Here is a 14,867-nt window from a genome sequence, read left to right on the forward strand (position 1 = left end):
TCAGAAAATCACGCCGGAGTGCAGGATCACGTTGGCGTAAGGCGTGCATTCGCCGGTGCGGATCACCGCGCGCGCGGACTGGCAGCGCGCCTTGAACGTTTCATGGCTGACGAACTCCAGCGCCACGCCATCCTGGGCCATGGCGGCAGCCTTGGCGGCTACCGGCGGATTGCGGTCTTGGCATTCGCTGGCGAACACCGCGCGTTCGCACTGGAAATCGGCCAGGATGCTGTCCAGCGTTTCCAGGAAGCCGGGCTGGCCCAGTTTCAACGACAGGTCCACGCACTCCACGCCGGGCGGGATGGGCAGGCCGCAGTCGGCGATCACCAGGCTGTCGGTATGGCCCATGGATGCCAGAATGCGCGCGATGTCGCGGTTCAGATGGCCATGCTTCTTCATGCTTTGCTCTCCAGAAAAGCTTCCAGCTCGGCCAGCGTAGGCATGCCGCCCTGGGCGCCGTGCCGGGTAACCGACAGCGCGCCGGCGGCGTTGGCGCGGCGCACCGCCTCTTCCAGGCCCAGCGGCAGGAAGGTGGCCAGCGCGCCGTTGAAGGTGTCGCCGGCACCGGTGCTGTCTACCGCCTGCACCTCGAAGCCGGGCTGATGGCGCAGCTCGCCGCGCTTCAGCGCGAAGTAGGCGCCATGCTTGCCATGGGTCATCACCAGCTTGCCTGGCCGCTCCGCCAGTTGGGCGCGCCAGTCGGCGTCGGGCTGGGCCAGCAGGGTAAGGAATTCATGTTCGTTGGGCGTCAGCAAGGCGACGCTTTGCAGCAATGCTTCCGGCAGCGCCACGGCCGGCGCGGGATTCAGCAGCGGCGGCTTGCCATGGCGCTGGGCCAGCAGCGCGGCATGGCGCACCGTCTCCAGCGGGATTTCCAGCTGGGTCAGCACCACGTCGGCCTCAGCAAAAGCCTGCTCGGCGGCATCCAAATGCGCTGGCGTCAGCTGGTGGTTGGCGCCCGGCACCACCACGATGGCGTTGTCGCCGCCGCTGACGGTGATGGCGGCGATGCCGGTCGAGCCGTCCACGGTCGCCACCCGGCGGATGTCCACGCCCTCTGCCTCCAGGTGCGCCAGGAGTTGGCGGCCAAACGCGTCATTGCCGACGCAGCCCAGCAGCGACACTTGCGCGCCCAGGCGCGCGGCCGCGACGGCCTGGTTGGCGCCCTTGCCGCCCGGATAGGTGGCGAAGCCCTCTCCCAGCAGCGTTTCGCCCAGTTGCGGCAGGCGCCTGGCCGAGGTCACCAGATCCATATTGATACTGCCGACTACCAGTACCCGAGTCATGCGCTCTCCTTGTGTACCTTTGCTACATTGCAGCGCAAAAATCGCTGAATGCCTGCTAAAACGTGATCAGCATCGATTTATAGCAGAGTGCCACCGCATAGGGGAAGGGGGAAAACGCAAATATGTAGTCCTCACACTACATATTTTCACGTGAAGAAATAACGCTGTGTAAGCACTTCGCGCGCCAGCCCTGCGTGGACGCATGCTTGGGCAAAAACAGCGGATATGCCATCATGCGCGATTTAAGCGATTGTGCCGCGCCGGCTTGCGCGGCTCTCATGGAGGCATGCATGGAGTGGAGCTGGTCGCAATTGTCGGATCTGTACTGGAGCGCGTCCAAATGGCAGATCAACCTGCTGGTGATCGGCAATCTGCTGGGCGGTTTGTGCCTGGGCAGCCTGCTGGGCTATGAACGCTGGTACAACGGCCGCGCCGCCGGCATGCGCACCTATGGCCTGGTCTGCATGGCCTCGGCCGCGGCGATCACCATCATCGGCTATTCGGGCTACTGGTACGGCGGCGCCTCGCCTGACGCCGTCCACCCCGACATGACGCGGGTGGCGCAGGGGGTGTTGACCGGCATCGGCTTTCTTGGCGCCGGCATGATCATGAAGGAAGGCCTGAGCATCAGCGGCCTGACTTCGGCCGCTTCGGTATGGATGTCCTCGGTGATCGGCATCCTCATCGGCGTGGGCTTTTACGCTGCCGCCATCGCGCTGACCGTGCTGTGCATGGTCTTCGTCACCGTGGTCAATCGGATTGAAAGCATGCTGCCGCGCCGGGTCAGCCTGTTCGTCAACGTCAAATTGATCCCGCAGCACAACTGGACAGTAGACAGCCTGGCGCGCCGGCTGTCGCCATTTGGCCTCAAGCTTCATCAGGAGAGCATCAGTATCCAGGCCGATGCCAGCGGCACCCGCTGGAGCTTCATGATTTCGGCGCAGGACCGCCGCACCTTCTTCAGCGTTGTAGACCTGGCGCGGGACATCATGGCGGCCGACCATATCCAGGAGCTGGATATCCAGCCGGCGCGCAACTGATCTCTACAGCGCCACGCCCGGCGGAGGCTGGTCGTGGCTTTGCGCCATAGACTGGTGCGGCAGCTCCAGATAGCTCTTGGACTGCATCTCGGTGAGGCGGCTGGCGGTGCGGAAGAATTCGCCGGATTGCACGCCTTCGGTATAGATTTCCTCCGGCGGCGCCTCGGCCGAGGCGATCAGCTTGACGCGATTATCGTAGAACACGTCCACCAGCCAGGTGAAGCGGCGGGCGATGGACGCCTGCTTGGCCGTAAGCTTGGGAATGCCTGACAAAAACACCGTGTGGTATTCGCTGGCGATTTCCAGATAGTCGGTCTGCGCGCGCGGGCCGTCGCACAGCGCCATGAAGTCGAACCAGATCACGCCGGGCGACATCCGCTTCACCGCGATCTCTCTGTCCAATACGGTGATGGACTTTTGCGGCAGCTCGGCGCCGGTGCCGACTTTGACAAACAATTGCTCCATCCGCCGCTCGTTGGTCTCATCCGCCGGCACCATGAACAGCGGCTCGCGCGTCAGCTCGCGCAGACGGTAATCATGGCCGCCGTCCACGTTCAGCACGTCCAGCTCGCGCTTGATCAGCGCTATCGTCGGCAAAAAGTTCTGCCTTTGCAGGCCGTTCGGGTAGAGATCGTCCGGCGCGTAGTTGGAGGTGGTCACCACCACCACGCCGCGCTCCAGCAGCGCCGCCAGCAGGCGGCCCAGTATCATCGCGTCGGCGATGTCGGACACATGGAATTCATCGAAACACAGCAGCCGGGTGGCCTTGGCGATCTCATCGGCGTAGGCCAGAAGCGGGTCCTTGCTGCCGGCGAACTTCCGCAGCTCGCGGTGCGTTTCCGCCATGAAATTGTGGAAATGGATGCGGCGCTTGCGGCGGTAAGGCACGCAGGCGTAGAAGGCGTCCATCAGAAAACTTTTGCCGCGGCCGACGCCGCCCCAGAAATACAGGCCGCGCGGCACTTCCGGGCTGCGCAGGCTGCGGCCGAGGAAGCGGTTGCGCTTGGCCTTGAAATCCACCAATTGGTGCCACAGCCGGTCCAATTGCTCGATGGCGGCGGCCTGCGCCGCGTCGTGAATGAAGCCTGGCCGCTCGCTGGCCAGCTGATACCAACCCTTGGGGCTGCAATGGACATTCTCGTCCGGGGAAAATGTATGTTGCGACATGGTTTTGCTTGTTCTGCGCTGCGTGGTACGCCGTGGTCGCTGCGGAATGTGCCCTTATGATAACCGCTTTGCCCGCTCAACGCGCATTCAGCGGCAGGCAACCGGGCGGATGCCGTAAGGCGCGGCCAGCTTCTGCAAGCTGCCATCGCGGCACATCTCATCCAGAGCGCGGTTGAATTCGTCCAGCATGCCGGGCTGCACGCGGCTGCGAGTGAAACCGTACAAGTAGGCAAGCGTTTTCACTTCAGCCAGCCGATGCAAATTAGATAAACCATCGCGACGGATCCAGTAGCGCGCCACATCATCGTTGGAAAAGGCCACCGCCTCGTTGCCATAGCGGCCGGCAGACAGTTTGCGCAATACGGTTTGCGGGTCCAGCTCCACCGTCAGAGCGATACCCGGCACGCCCTGCACCAGCTTTTCGCAACTGGACTGCGATACTGATGGTCCATACACGGCTATCCTGTGCCCGGACAAATCCGCCGGCTGCCGATAGCGCAGCGGATTGCCATTGCGCGCATACAGTCCATAGCTGCTGATCAGCACCGGCCGGGACAAATCCATCACTGCTCGCCGCTCCGGCGTATCCTGCACCAGAACCAGGCCATCGGCCTCGCCCAGGCTGATCATCAGCAAGGCGCGCTTCCATACCATGACCTGCACCGTGCAACGCCAGGACAGACGCCGGCAGGCTTCCTGCAGCACCAGCACCAGCCCGCCATCCGGTTTGCCCGCCGCATCCTCCGTGATAAAGGGGGGAAACAACTGCGTGACGAAAAACAGATCGCGCGGCGTAGACCATGCTGGCTGCGCGCAAGCCCAGGCCAGCACAATGCAGGCCAACTGCCTGCCTATCCGCGATAGCACCATCGCCATCCCCTGCCTTGTCATCAAGGCATTATAGAAAATATGCGACTGACTACTCGGGCTGGCGCGCCCGCCAAGCCGCAAACGATGGCCGCCGCCACTGACGGTCCGCATAGGCCGCCAAGCGGGCCGGCAACTCGTCCTGCGTCAATCGCCGCAACAACAAAGCCAGCTCGGCATCGGCCACGCACCAGTCGCCAAACAGATTGCCGCCATCGGCCGGCACCACTGCCTCAGCCACCGCGATCAACTTGTCCGCAGCCGCGCGGGCGGCTGGCGATAGTTGCAATGCCGGTTTGAGCCCGAACACGGTGGCGGTGGTACGCTCGTCCCGCAACGGCAAGAGATCGCTGCGCAGCCAGGCCTGCAACTGACGCGCGCGGGCGCGAGCCTTCAAATCCATAGGCAATACGCGGGCGGTGTCGGGATAGGCGTCTTCCAGGTATTCGATGATGGCGGACGACTCGCTGAGATGAAAATCCCCGTCCACCAGCATGGGGACGCGCGAAGTCAGCGACTGCGCGCGATAACCCGGCTCGAACTGCTCGCCGCCGTCCAAATTGCGGGTGAGAACGGTAAAAGGCAGGCCCTTCTCGGTCAATGCGACAAAAGCCGCCATGGCGTAGGGGCTGAGAAAATCGTGATCAACATACAGTTGCAGCATGATGGCATTCCATTGGCAAAACCCACATGCTAATCAACCCTTCCCTCGCCGCCAAGCCGGCCGCCGTCGACACACCGTCAAGCGTGGTCGAACAATCCGGTGGAAAGGTAACGGTCGCCCCTATCGCACACCACGGACACGATGACCGCGTCCCTCAGTTGGGCGTCCAGGCGCAGGGCGACCGCCAATGCGCCGCCGGACGACGGGCCGGCCAGGATGCCTTCGCGCCGCGCCAGCAGCCGAGTGGTATCTTCGGCTTCTTGCTGGCCGACATGCTGGATCTCATCGACGCGGGAGAAGTCGCAGATCTTGGGCACATACGGATCTTCCCATTTGCGGATGCCGGCGATCTGGCTGCCCGGCTCCGGATGCACGCCGACGATGCGGATGGCCGGATTCTTTTCTTTCAGGAAGCAGCTGGTGCCCATGATGGTGCCGGTAGTGCCCATGCTGGAGACGAAATGGGTGATCTTGCCGCCGGTCTGCTCCCAGATTTCCGGGCCAGTGGTTTCGTAATGCGCCTGCGGATTGTCCGGATTGGAAAATTGATCCAGGATGCGCCCCTCGCCTGCCGCCTCCATGCTGCGCGCCAGATCGATGGCGGCGGGCATGGAACCGGCCGCCGGGGTCAGGATCACCTCGGCGCCGTAGGCGCGCATCGCCTGCACCCGCTCGGCGCTGGAGTTTTCCGGCATGATCAGCACCATGCGGTAACCCATCATCGCCGCCGCCATCGCCAGCGCGATGCCGGTATTGCCGCTGGTGGGTTCGATCAGCGTGTCGCCGGGCTGGATGTCGCCGCGCTGCTCGGCGCGGCGGATCATCGACAGCGCCGGCCTGTCCTTGACCGAGCCCGCTGGATTGTTGCCCTCCAGCTTCAGCAACACCACGTTGCCGTTGCCGGATGGCAGACGTTTCAGTTTGACCAACGGCGTGCCGCCGACGAAATCTTCCAGATGTTTGTACACGGTGACTCTCCCAAAGCTGGTCCCATTATATCGATTAGCTATCAGCGCATGCGAAATCGTTATTTCTAATCTAATAACCAGCGGTAAGGGCGGAGGGCATGCGTGGGATCACTGAATAGAAATTTTCCCTCGTGCCCTCCTCCTGGAGCGAGAGCGCCACTCGGCGGATCGCCCCGCAAGCCGGGCATCCGCCCTACCCCATATACGCCATCAGCCAGGTCAGCACGCCGACGAAACTGCAGAAAATCAGGCTGTGCTTCAGCGTGAAGCGGAACAGGTCCGCCTCCTTGCCTATCAGCCCCACCGCCGCGCAGGCCACGGCGATGGACTGCGGCGAAATCATCTTGCCGGTGACGCCGCCGGTGGTGTTGGCCGCCACCAGCAGCACGTCCGACACGCCTAGTTGGTGCGCGGTGGCAGCTTGCAAGGCCGAGAACAGCGCATTGGACGAGGTGTCGGAGCCGGTCAGGAACACACCCAGCCAGCCCAGGAACGGCGAGAAAAACGGGAAGGCCTGCCCGGTATTGGCCAGGCACAAGGCCAGCGTGCTGGACATGCCGGAATAATTGGCGACGAAGGCGAAGGCCAGCACCATGCCGATGGACAGAATCGGCCGGCGCAGCTCGGCCAGCGTCTCTGCAAAGGCGCGCGCGCCGTCGGCCGGACGGAACTTCAGCAGGGCCATGGACAGCAGCGCGGACAAGAAGATGGCGCTGCCGACGGCGGAGACGATGTCGAACTTGTACAAGGCCTCGTACGGCGTGTCATGCGCAACGATGGGCGCAGTCTTGAGCACCAGCTTGTCCAGCCCCGGCACATGCAGCTTCCACACCCAACCCTCCAGCGCGCCGCCCTTGCCGAACAAAGCCTTGAACGGCTTGACGCTCCACACTGTCACCAGCGCGGTCAGGATCAAAAACGGGCTCCAGGCGCGGACGATCTGCGGCAGGCTGAAACCGCTGGCCAGTCGGGCCGTCGGCGCGCGGCGGCCGTTGAACGTGAAGATCTCGCTCGGCTGCCACACCTTCAGGAACAGCGTCAGGCACACAAGGCTGACCAGGGCTGAGGTGATGTCCGGCAGCTCCGGCCCGATGTAGTTGGACGTGAAAAACTGGGTGACGGCGAACGACACCCCGGCCACCAGGATGGCCGGCCAGGTCTGGCGCACGCCCTTGAGGCCGTCCATCATCATGACCAGCCAGAACGGCACGATCACCGACAAGATGGGCAGCTGATGGCCGGCCTTGACGCCGATCAGGAACGGGTCCAGACCCGTCACTTGCCCAGCCACGATGATAGGGATGCCCATCGCGCCGAAAGCCACCGGCGCGGTGTTGGCGATCAGGCACAGCCCGGCCGCGTAAAGCGGATTGAAGCCTAACCCCACCAGCAGCGCGGCGGTGATGGCCACCGGCGCGCCGAAACCGGCCGCGCCCTCCAGAAAAGCGCCGAAGGAGAAGCCCACCAGCAGCATCTGCAGCCGCTGGTCCTCGGTCACCGACAGCACCGAGGCGCGGATGATGTCGAACTGCCCGGTCTTGACGGTGATCTTGTACAGGAACACCGCGGCGACGATGATCCAGGCGATCGGCCACAGGCCGTAGCCGAAACCGAAGGCCGCCGCCGCCAGCGCCATCTGCGCCGGCATGCCGTAAAACAAGATCGCCACTGCCAGCGCGATCAGCACCGTCAACGTGCCGGCCACATGGCCCTTCAGCCGCAGTACGGCCAAGGCGACAAAGAAAAAGACGATGGGCAGCGCGGCCATCAAAGCCGACAGCGCGAGGCTGCCGGATGGGAAATAGTGTTGCGTCCAGATTGCTTGCATGGGTGGCTTCTCCTCATTCCTGGTTTCGCAGGCGCAGCCGCTCCCCTGCCGACGGGCTGGGCGCGCGGCGGCATGCTAGAGGCTGGCTTGCGTTTCTTGGGTTTACATCAGCGTTGAAAAGACGGTCTTCATGACAGACCGCTGTTTGGGGTGGTGCAGAAATCCAGCAGCGCCTCGATGCTGCGGTACGGGATGCCGCCGTGCTCAGTCAGGCCGATCTGGCAGGTTCGGCTCATCGACACGCCATGGCGGCAGCTATCGGGCAAGGCGGGCTTCAATCTCCTCAGACTATGGGCGTTCAGCTCCGGCACGGTGAAACCCTTATCGCCGGCGAAGCCGCAGCAGGCGATGTCCGGTACAGTCAGCTCGTCGCAGCAACTGGCGGCCAGTTGTTTCAAGCTGCCGGCCACGCCCATGGCGGTGGCGCTGCAGGGGATGTGCAGCGCCAGCTGCGGCAGGCGCCGGGCGATGGTTAGCCGCGGCAGGACCTTTTCCGCCAGGAAGCCGGCGGCGTCGAACAGCTGCAGCCGGCCATCCAGCAAGCCCTCGGCCTGCGCCTGCTTGACGCGGGCCGCGCACGGGCTGTTGTCGAGATACACCGGGTGGCGGCCATCGCCGCTCGCTTGCAGCAAAGCCTCGTTCAACGACGTTTGGCTGAAGGCCAAAGCGCCGGCCGCGTTGGCCGAGGCGAAGGGCTGGCCGCAACACAAGCCGTCATGGCCGGGCGGATACACCGGCGCGAAGCCGGCGCGGCGCAGCAGATTGATCGTATGCGCCGCTACCGACTCGCCGCCCTCGCCCTCGGCCAGCGTTCTGTTGACGCAGCTGACGAACAGCGCCACCGGCTCGCCGTCGCCGCCCGGCTTGGGCAACGGCGCGGCGGCGCGCGGCAGGCTGGCCGGAATCAGCGGGATGATCTTGCGCTCGCCCGGCTGGCGGCGCGTCAACGCGTTCAAACGCCGCGCGCCCGCCAGATGCGCCAGCCGCAAACCGGTCCGCGCCGCCGCCGTCATCAGCCGCATGTGGCGGGCGGCGAAGGCGGCCAACGCCGGACGCTTGCTTGGGCCTTGCAACTTCTTCATCAGCGCGCCGGTGTTGATGCCCACCGGACAGCGCGTCGCGCACATGCCGGTGGCTGCGCAGGTAGCTATGGCGCGGTAGCGGTAGCCGGCCTTCAAGGCCGCCAGCTCCATCGCGCCCTCGCCATCCCTCTCCAGCTGGCGGATGCGCCGCCAGGCCACCACGCGCTGGCGCGGGCTCAGCGTCAGGCCGTGCGACGGACAGGCGGGCTCGCAAAAGCCGCATTCGGTGCAGCGGTCCACCAAATCGTCCGCCGCCGGCATCGGCTTCAGGTTTTCCAGGTGCAGGCGGTCGTTGTCGGTGATGATCACGCCGGGGTTGAGCAGGCCGTCCGGGTCGAACAGCGCCTTGATGCGGCGCATGATGTTCCAGGCGGAGTCGCCCCATTCCTGGCGCACGAAGGGCGCCACGTTGCGGCCGGTGCCGTGCTCGGCCTTCAGCGAGCCGTCGTACTCGCCGGCCACCAAGTCGCTGACATCTTGCATAAACGCGTCGTAGCGGGCCACCTCGGCCGGGCTTTCGAAGCCGGGCGCGAACACGAAGTGCAGGTTGCCGTCCAGCGCGTGGCCGAACAGCAGCGCCTCGTCGTAGCCGTGCTTGTCGAACAGCGCGCTCAACTTGGCCACGCCGTCGGCCAACTGAGGGATGGGAAAGGCCACGTCCTCGATCACCACCGTGGTCCCCACCGGCCGCGCCGCGCCCACAGCAGGGAACAGCCCCTTGCGCAGCGCCCAGTAGCTTTCGCACTCGAGCGCGTCGCGGCTGAAGCCGCTGGAGATTTTGGGCTGGAAGCCAGCCAGCAGCGTTTCGATCTGGCCCGAGCACTCGTCCAGCCTGGCCTCGCTCTCCGCCCGCAGCTCGATCAGCAGGCAGGCGCTGTCCGGCCCCACCGGCTGATACAGAAGATCCGGCAGTCCCGGCTTGCCCTGCACAGCCCGGATGCTGCGGCTGTCTATCAGCTCCACCGCCGACACGCCGCTGGCGTCGCGCGCGGCGCTCAAGGCCGATACCGCGCGGCAGCAGCGCTCCAGGTCGTCGAACAGCACCAGCGCCGACGCCTTGTGCGGATGCTCGGCCACGGTGTCGAAGGTGATCTCGGAGATGAAGCCCAGGGTGCCTTCGGAGCCGATCATCAAATGCGCCAGCATGTCCACCGGGTCGGCGAAGTCCAGCAAGGCGTTGATGCCGTAGCCGGTGGTGTTCTTCAACCTGTATTTGCGGCGCACCCGCTCGGCCAGCTGCGGATCGCCGGCCAGCTGGCGCGACAGCTGGGCCAGGCCATCGAGCAGATCCGCATGAGAAACGCGGAAAGCCGCCACGCTGGCCGGATCGGCGGTGTCGAGCGCGGTTCCGTCCAGCAGCAGCACCCGCAGCGATCGCATGGTGTGGTAGCTGTTGTCGCGGGTGCCGCAGCACATGCCGCTGGAGTTGTTGGCGGCGATGCCGCCTATCTTGGCGGTGTTGATGGATGCCGGATCGGGGCCGATCTTGCGGCCGTAAGGCGAGAGCATCGCATTGGCGTGCGCGCCTATCATGCCCGGCCCCAAGCGGATGCGTTCTCCGCCTTCCAGCACTTCGCCGCGGTTGAAGCCATCGCCCAGCACGGCCAGCACCGAATCGCTGACCGCCTGGCCGGACAGGCTGGTGCCGGCGGCGCGGAAGGTGACGGCAACCCGGTGCAATCTGGCCAGCCGCAGCAGCTCGGCCACCTCGTCCTCGCTCTCCACCCGGACGACGATCTGCGGCCGCAGCCGGTAGAAGCTGGCGTCGGTGCCGTAAGCCAGTATGGACAATGGGTCGGTGAAAATGCGCGCCGCCGGCATCGTCTGGCGCAGGTCCTGCAGAAAATCGGCGTGGGCGGGCGTCATGCGGATGTCCCCTTGCTAGCTTCGCGTTCGCGGACCAGCTCATGCAGCGTCCTGGACGCCGGCGTCAGCGGCAGATGGTTTTGCGTCCAACCCAGCTGATTCTTGGGCGCGTGCCTGCGCAAGCGGGTGGCCGCCCAGCCGAACATCCGGTACAGATTGGGCGAGGCGTTGACCAGCCGCCATCCGGCCCAGGCCAGGCGCTCCGCGCCGCTGGCCGCCGCGCCCTGGCCGCGCAGCGGATGCGCCACCCGCTCGCCGGCCGGCCGCTGGCTCTCCTCGCGCAGCCGCATCAGCATCTCCGGAATCGGAATCCGCACCGGACACACCTCGCCGCAAGCGCCGCACAGGCTGGACGCGGTCGGCAGATCGCTCGTATTTTCCAGTCCCATCAGATGCGGCGAAATGATCTCGCCTATCGGCCCCGGATACGTGGTGCCGTAGGCGTGGCCGCCAATGCGGGTATAGACCGGGCAGTGGTTCATGCAGGCGCCGCAGCGTATGCATTGCAGCGTCTTGCGCAGCTGCTCGTCGGCATAGGCCTGGCTGCGGCCGTTATCCAGCAGCACCAGGTGCACCTCGCGCGGGCCGTCCTTCTCGCCCGGCTTGCGCGGGCCGCTGATCATGTTGAAATAAGTGGTGATGGGCTGGCCGATGGCGGAACGGGTCAGTAGGCTGTACAGCGGCGCCACGTCTTCCAGCTTTTCCACCACCTTCTCGATGCCGGTGACGGCGATATGCACATCCGGCACCGTGGTGCACATGCGGCCGTTGCCCTCGTTCTCCACCAAGCACAGGGTGCCGGTTTCGGCGACGGCGAAGTTGACGCCGGACAGGCCGACGTCGGCATCCAGATACTTTTGCCGCAACGCGCGGCGGCCGATCTGGATCAGCGCGTCCACGTCCTCGGTGTACGGCGTGTCCGGCAGTCGCTCGTGGAACAGTTGGGCGATGTCCTGCTTGGTCTTGTGGATGGCCGGCATGATGATGTGGGTGGGCTTCTCGCCGGCCAGCTGGACGATGTACTCGCCCATATCGCTCTCCACCGCCTCCACGCCTTGATCGGCCAGATAATGGTTGAGCTCGATCTCCTCGCTGACCATGGACTTGCCCTTGACCACCAGCTTGCCCTGGCGGGCGGCGACGATGCCGTGGATGATGCGGTTGGCTTCCTCGGCCGTTTCCGCCCAATGCACTTGCACGCCGTTGGCGGTGAGCTTCTCCTCCAGCAGCTCCAGCAAATCCGGCAGCCGCGACAGACAGCGCTGGCGTATGCCCTCGCCCAGCGTGCGCAGGGCCGCCAGTTCCGCCGGGTCCGGAAACGAGGCCAGCCGTTTGGCCATCAGGAAATCCATCGCGCCGCGCAGGCTTTGCCTCAGCTTGCCATCCGTCAGCGCGAGTTTGGCGTTGTCCTTGAAAGCGCGGGACGGATAGACGGTGATTTTGCTCTCGCTCATCGCCCGCCTCCTTCCACATCGTGGATGGCGATGCGCGGCGGCAGCACGGCCAGCACCAGCAGCTCGCGCGGGCCGTGCGCGCCGTAAGCCAGCGTCTGCTGGATGTCGGCGGTCTTGGACGGGCCGGAGACCAATAGCGCGTTGGTCGGCATGCCGGCTGCCCAGTTTTCACCCTTCATCGCCGAATAGAAATCCGGGTACAGCGTGGAAGTATCGAACAAGGCGATATGCAAGGGCGGGACCAGGCTCATCGTCCGCGGCTCGGCCTCGTCCGGCCACAGCGCCAGGGTGCCGGTGGCGGCGATGCCGCAGCGCGCGGCGGTGAAGCCGGCGGCGATGTCGAACAGCTCCGGCTTCCAGCCATCCACGTCACGGTCGAACCAGACGATGCGCGGCGCCTTGTCCACGCCCTCAAGGCGCTGCGCCAGCTTGCGGCCATGCGGCGTATCCGACAGCAGGATGGAATCTTGCGGATGCGCGGCCAGCCAGCCGGCCAAGTCTGTATCCCACTCCGCCTCGCGCGTCCACAGGATGTCGGTCTTCACCGCGCGCATCATCGCCGCCCAGTGGCGCAGCCTGGCGACTTCATCGTCTGGCTTGGAAAAGTGCTGGAAATGGCCGGCCAGATCGGGACGCGAGCGTTCCTGCCGCGGCGCGGCGCGCAGCTTTTGCAAAATGGAGTCGCGGGCGCTCATCGCTTGCCTCCCGTGCGCTCCAGCAGAAAGCTGGCCAGGTGGCGGCCTTGGAAGCCGCTGCCGCACTGCCCCAGCTTGCCGTTGATATTCAACAGGCAGCCGCCGTCGGCGGTGACGAACTCCACCGCGCCGCTGTCCTGCAAGGACTGGGCTTTGTCCGCCACCATCGCGCCGGCGATGTCCGGATGCTTGATGGAGAAGGTGCCGCCGAAGCCGCAGCATTCGGACTCGTGATCGTGAACCACCCGCTCGACGTTCTGCAAGCGGTCCACCAAGGCCCAGCTGGTCTTGTGCACGCCCATCTCGCGCCGCGCCGAACAGGAGGTATGCACCGCCACCTTGACCGGCGCGCCCTGGTCTTGCGGCTGCCAGTCGAGGTGATTCAGCAGGAAATCGGAAAATTCCACTACCCGCGCCGCGATGTCGCAAGCCTGCACTTCGTCCGGCTCCCCGGCGAACAGGCGCGGCCAGTGGTGCTTGATCATGCCGCCGCAGGAACCGGACGGCACCACGATGGGCCAGTCCTCCGGGAAACAGGCCAGCTGCGCGCGCGCCACGGCCAGCGCTTCCTTGGGATGGCCGCTGGTATAGGCCGGCTGGCCGCAGCAGCTCTGGGCCTGGGGGAAATGCACCCGCACGCCCAAGCCTTCCAGCAGGGCGATGGCATCCAGGCCAGCCTCCGGCAGGAACAGGTCGAGCAGACAGGTGGCGAACAGGTAAACGTCGGCAGTCGTCTTCATGGCTTCCTTTGTAAATTGGTAAGACCAATTTTTCTTATGAAAACCACTTTAGAGTGAATGCTTGGTTTCGTCAATATGACAAGAGGACTGTCGAGATGGCGGGCCTGATATGGTGAAGGCAGCCGGGAAAAGCACGATGAATCATGCGGGAAGGCAGCAATAAGGGCGCGCCGCCGTCGGACTGACGCGCCCTGCCATGCTGAATGGCGTTAGCCTGGAAACAGGTTAGAAAGCCTACGCCGCCTTATCCAATAGCAGCATCTCGCGCAGCTTGCTGGCCAGCTTCTGCGGCTCATCCTTGGAGACATAGGAATCTACGCCCACCGACTCGCCCAGCTTCTTGTTGGCCATCCCGGACAATGAGGAATGCATCAATACCGGAATGCCGGCGAATCGGGCATCGTCCTTGATCATCTTGGTCAGCATATAGCCGTCCATCTCCGGCATTTCCACATCGGTCAGGATCAGGTGCAGAACCTGGTTAAGCTTGTGGCCGGCCGCCTCCGCCTGCTGCGCCATTTTTTGCAGATCTTCCCAACCGCGCATGCCGTTGATGGCCGAGGTATAGCGGATATTCATCGCCTCCAGCGTTCGCTCGATCTGCTTGCGCGCCACCGCGCTGTCGTCGGCGAAGAAGATATGGCGGTCCTCCTTCACCGGCTCAATGGCGATATAGCTCTGTGCCTCGTCCACCAAGCAGGTTTCGGCCAGCACTTTTTCCACATCCATCATCATCACCAGCGTGCCGTTGTCCAGCTCGGTGACAGCCGTGACCAGGCCCGCCATGCGGTTGGTGATCATGTCCGGCGGGACGCGCATCGCCGCCCAATCGAGCCGCAGAATGGTGTCCACCGTCTCCACCAGGAAGCCCTGGGTATGGCCGTTGTATTCGGTGATGATCATGATCTCCGGCCGTTTTTCCGACATGATCCCTGTGTATTTACCCAAATCGATCACCGGCACCAGCGAGCCGCGCAGGCTGACCATGCCCTCCACCGAGGCCGGCATTTCCGGCGCGGAAGTGATCTCCGGCGTGCGCATCACTTCCCTCACCTTGAACACATTGATGCCGAACACTTCCTTGCGCCCGGTACGCTGATCATTGCCTAGCGAAAACAGCAGGATTTCCAGTTTATTGGTGCCTGCCAGCTTGGTCCGGGCGTCAATCTTCTTCAGAAGGTCGGACATGGCGGCATTCCTCTGATATAAG

General features: G+C 64.5%; 13 protein-coding genes. 1 reads left to right on the forward strand and 12 read right to left on the reverse strand.

Annotated elements, in window-relative coordinates; all coding sequences use genetic code 11:
• Together rbsD and rbsK are read right to left on the reverse strand one after the other, a co-directional pair.
• The gene (rbsD, locus tag BI343_RS01700) at positions 1–399 is read right to left on the reverse strand and encodes a D-ribose pyranase (protein ID WP_043622482.1); all 399 of its coding nucleotides are present in this window, start codon (positions 397–399) and stop codon (positions 1–3) included.
• Entirely contained in the window at positions 396–1,286 is an 891-nt protein-coding gene (gene rbsK, locus BI343_RS01705; RefSeq protein ID WP_071108396.1) for a ribokinase, read from the reverse strand. The genes rbsD and rbsK overlap by 4 nt, the downstream gene beginning before the upstream one ends.
• Before the next feature lie 290 nt (positions 1,287–1,576).
• On the opposite strand from rbsK, the gene BI343_RS01710 reads away from it, so the two are divergent.
• Positions 1,577–2,326 carry an MgtC/SapB family protein gene (locus BI343_RS01710; protein WP_043622475.1) on the forward strand — a complete coding sequence of 250 codons (750 nt, stop codon included), beginning with the start codon at positions 1,577–1,579 and terminating at the stop codon, positions 2,324–2,326.
• Positions 2,327–2,329: 3 nt separating this feature from the next.
• On the opposite strand, the gene zapE is transcribed toward BI343_RS01710, so the two are convergent.
• The 10 genes from zapE to BI343_RS01760 all read right to left on the reverse strand — a co-directional run bounded on the left by zapE (position 2,330) and on the right by BI343_RS01760 (position 14,845).
• The gene (zapE, locus tag BI343_RS01715) at positions 2,330–3,493 is read right to left on the reverse strand and encodes a cell division protein ZapE (protein ID WP_071108397.1); all 1,164 of its coding nucleotides are present in this window, start codon (positions 3,491–3,493) and stop codon (positions 2,330–2,332) included.
• 87 nt (positions 3,494–3,580) lie between these two features.
• Complete coding sequence (locus BI343_RS01720) at positions 3,581–4,363, reverse strand: substrate-binding periplasmic protein (protein ID WP_169828968.1); 783 nt, start codon at positions 4,361–4,363, stop codon at positions 3,581–3,583.
• 49 nt (positions 4,364–4,412) lie between these two features.
• Complete coding sequence (gene yfcF, locus BI343_RS01725; RefSeq protein ID WP_071108399.1) at positions 4,413–5,024, reverse strand: glutathione transferase; 612 nt, start codon at positions 5,022–5,024, stop codon at positions 4,413–4,415.
• A 77-nt stretch (positions 5,025–5,101) separates the two neighbouring features.
• Complete coding sequence (gene cysM / locus BI343_RS01730) at positions 5,102–5,992, reverse strand: cysteine synthase CysM (RefSeq protein WP_071108400.1); 891 nt, start codon at positions 5,990–5,992, stop codon at positions 5,102–5,104.
• Positions 5,993–6,185: 193 nt separating this feature from the next.
• Positions 6,186–7,820, reverse strand: coding sequence for a lactate permease LctP family transporter (locus BI343_RS01735; protein WP_071108401.1), 1,635 nt, complete (start codon positions 7,818–7,820; stop codon positions 6,186–6,188).
• Positions 7,821–7,948: 128 nt separating this feature from the next.
• Positions 7,949–10,768 (reverse strand): FAD-binding and (Fe-S)-binding domain-containing protein, encoded by a 2,820-nt coding sequence (locus BI343_RS01740; protein ID WP_071108402.1) that lies wholly within the window; start codon positions 10,766–10,768, stop codon positions 7,949–7,951.
• Positions 10,765–12,222: a LutB/LldF family L-lactate oxidation iron-sulfur protein gene (locus BI343_RS01745; protein ID WP_071108403.1), complete on the reverse strand. Its 1,458-nt coding sequence runs from the start codon at positions 12,220–12,222 to the stop codon at positions 10,765–10,767. Before BI343_RS01745 ends, BI343_RS01740 begins: the two co-directional genes overlap by 4 nt.
• Positions 12,219–12,917: a LutC/YkgG family protein gene (locus BI343_RS01750; RefSeq protein ID WP_071108404.1), complete on the reverse strand. Its 699-nt coding sequence runs from the start codon at positions 12,915–12,917 to the stop codon at positions 12,219–12,221. Before BI343_RS01750 ends, BI343_RS01745 begins: the two co-directional genes overlap by 4 nt.
• Positions 12,914–13,657 carry a (Fe-S)-binding protein gene (locus BI343_RS01755; RefSeq protein WP_071108405.1) on the reverse strand — a complete coding sequence of 248 codons (744 nt, stop codon included), beginning with the start codon at positions 13,655–13,657 and terminating at the stop codon, positions 12,914–12,916. The genes BI343_RS01750 and BI343_RS01755 overlap by 4 nt, the downstream gene beginning before the upstream one ends.
• 234 nt (positions 13,658–13,891) lie before the next feature.
• On the reverse strand, positions 13,892–14,845 hold the full coding sequence (locus tag BI343_RS01760; RefSeq protein ID WP_071108406.1) for a chemotaxis protein: 954 nt from the start codon (positions 14,843–14,845) through the stop codon (positions 13,892–13,894).
• Positions 14,846–14,867: the final 22 nt, after the last annotated feature.

This window comes from Chromobacterium amazonense, assembly GCF_001855565.1.
Taxonomy (GTDB): Bacteria; Pseudomonadota; Gammaproteobacteria; order Burkholderiales; family Chromobacteriaceae; genus Chromobacterium; species Chromobacterium amazonense.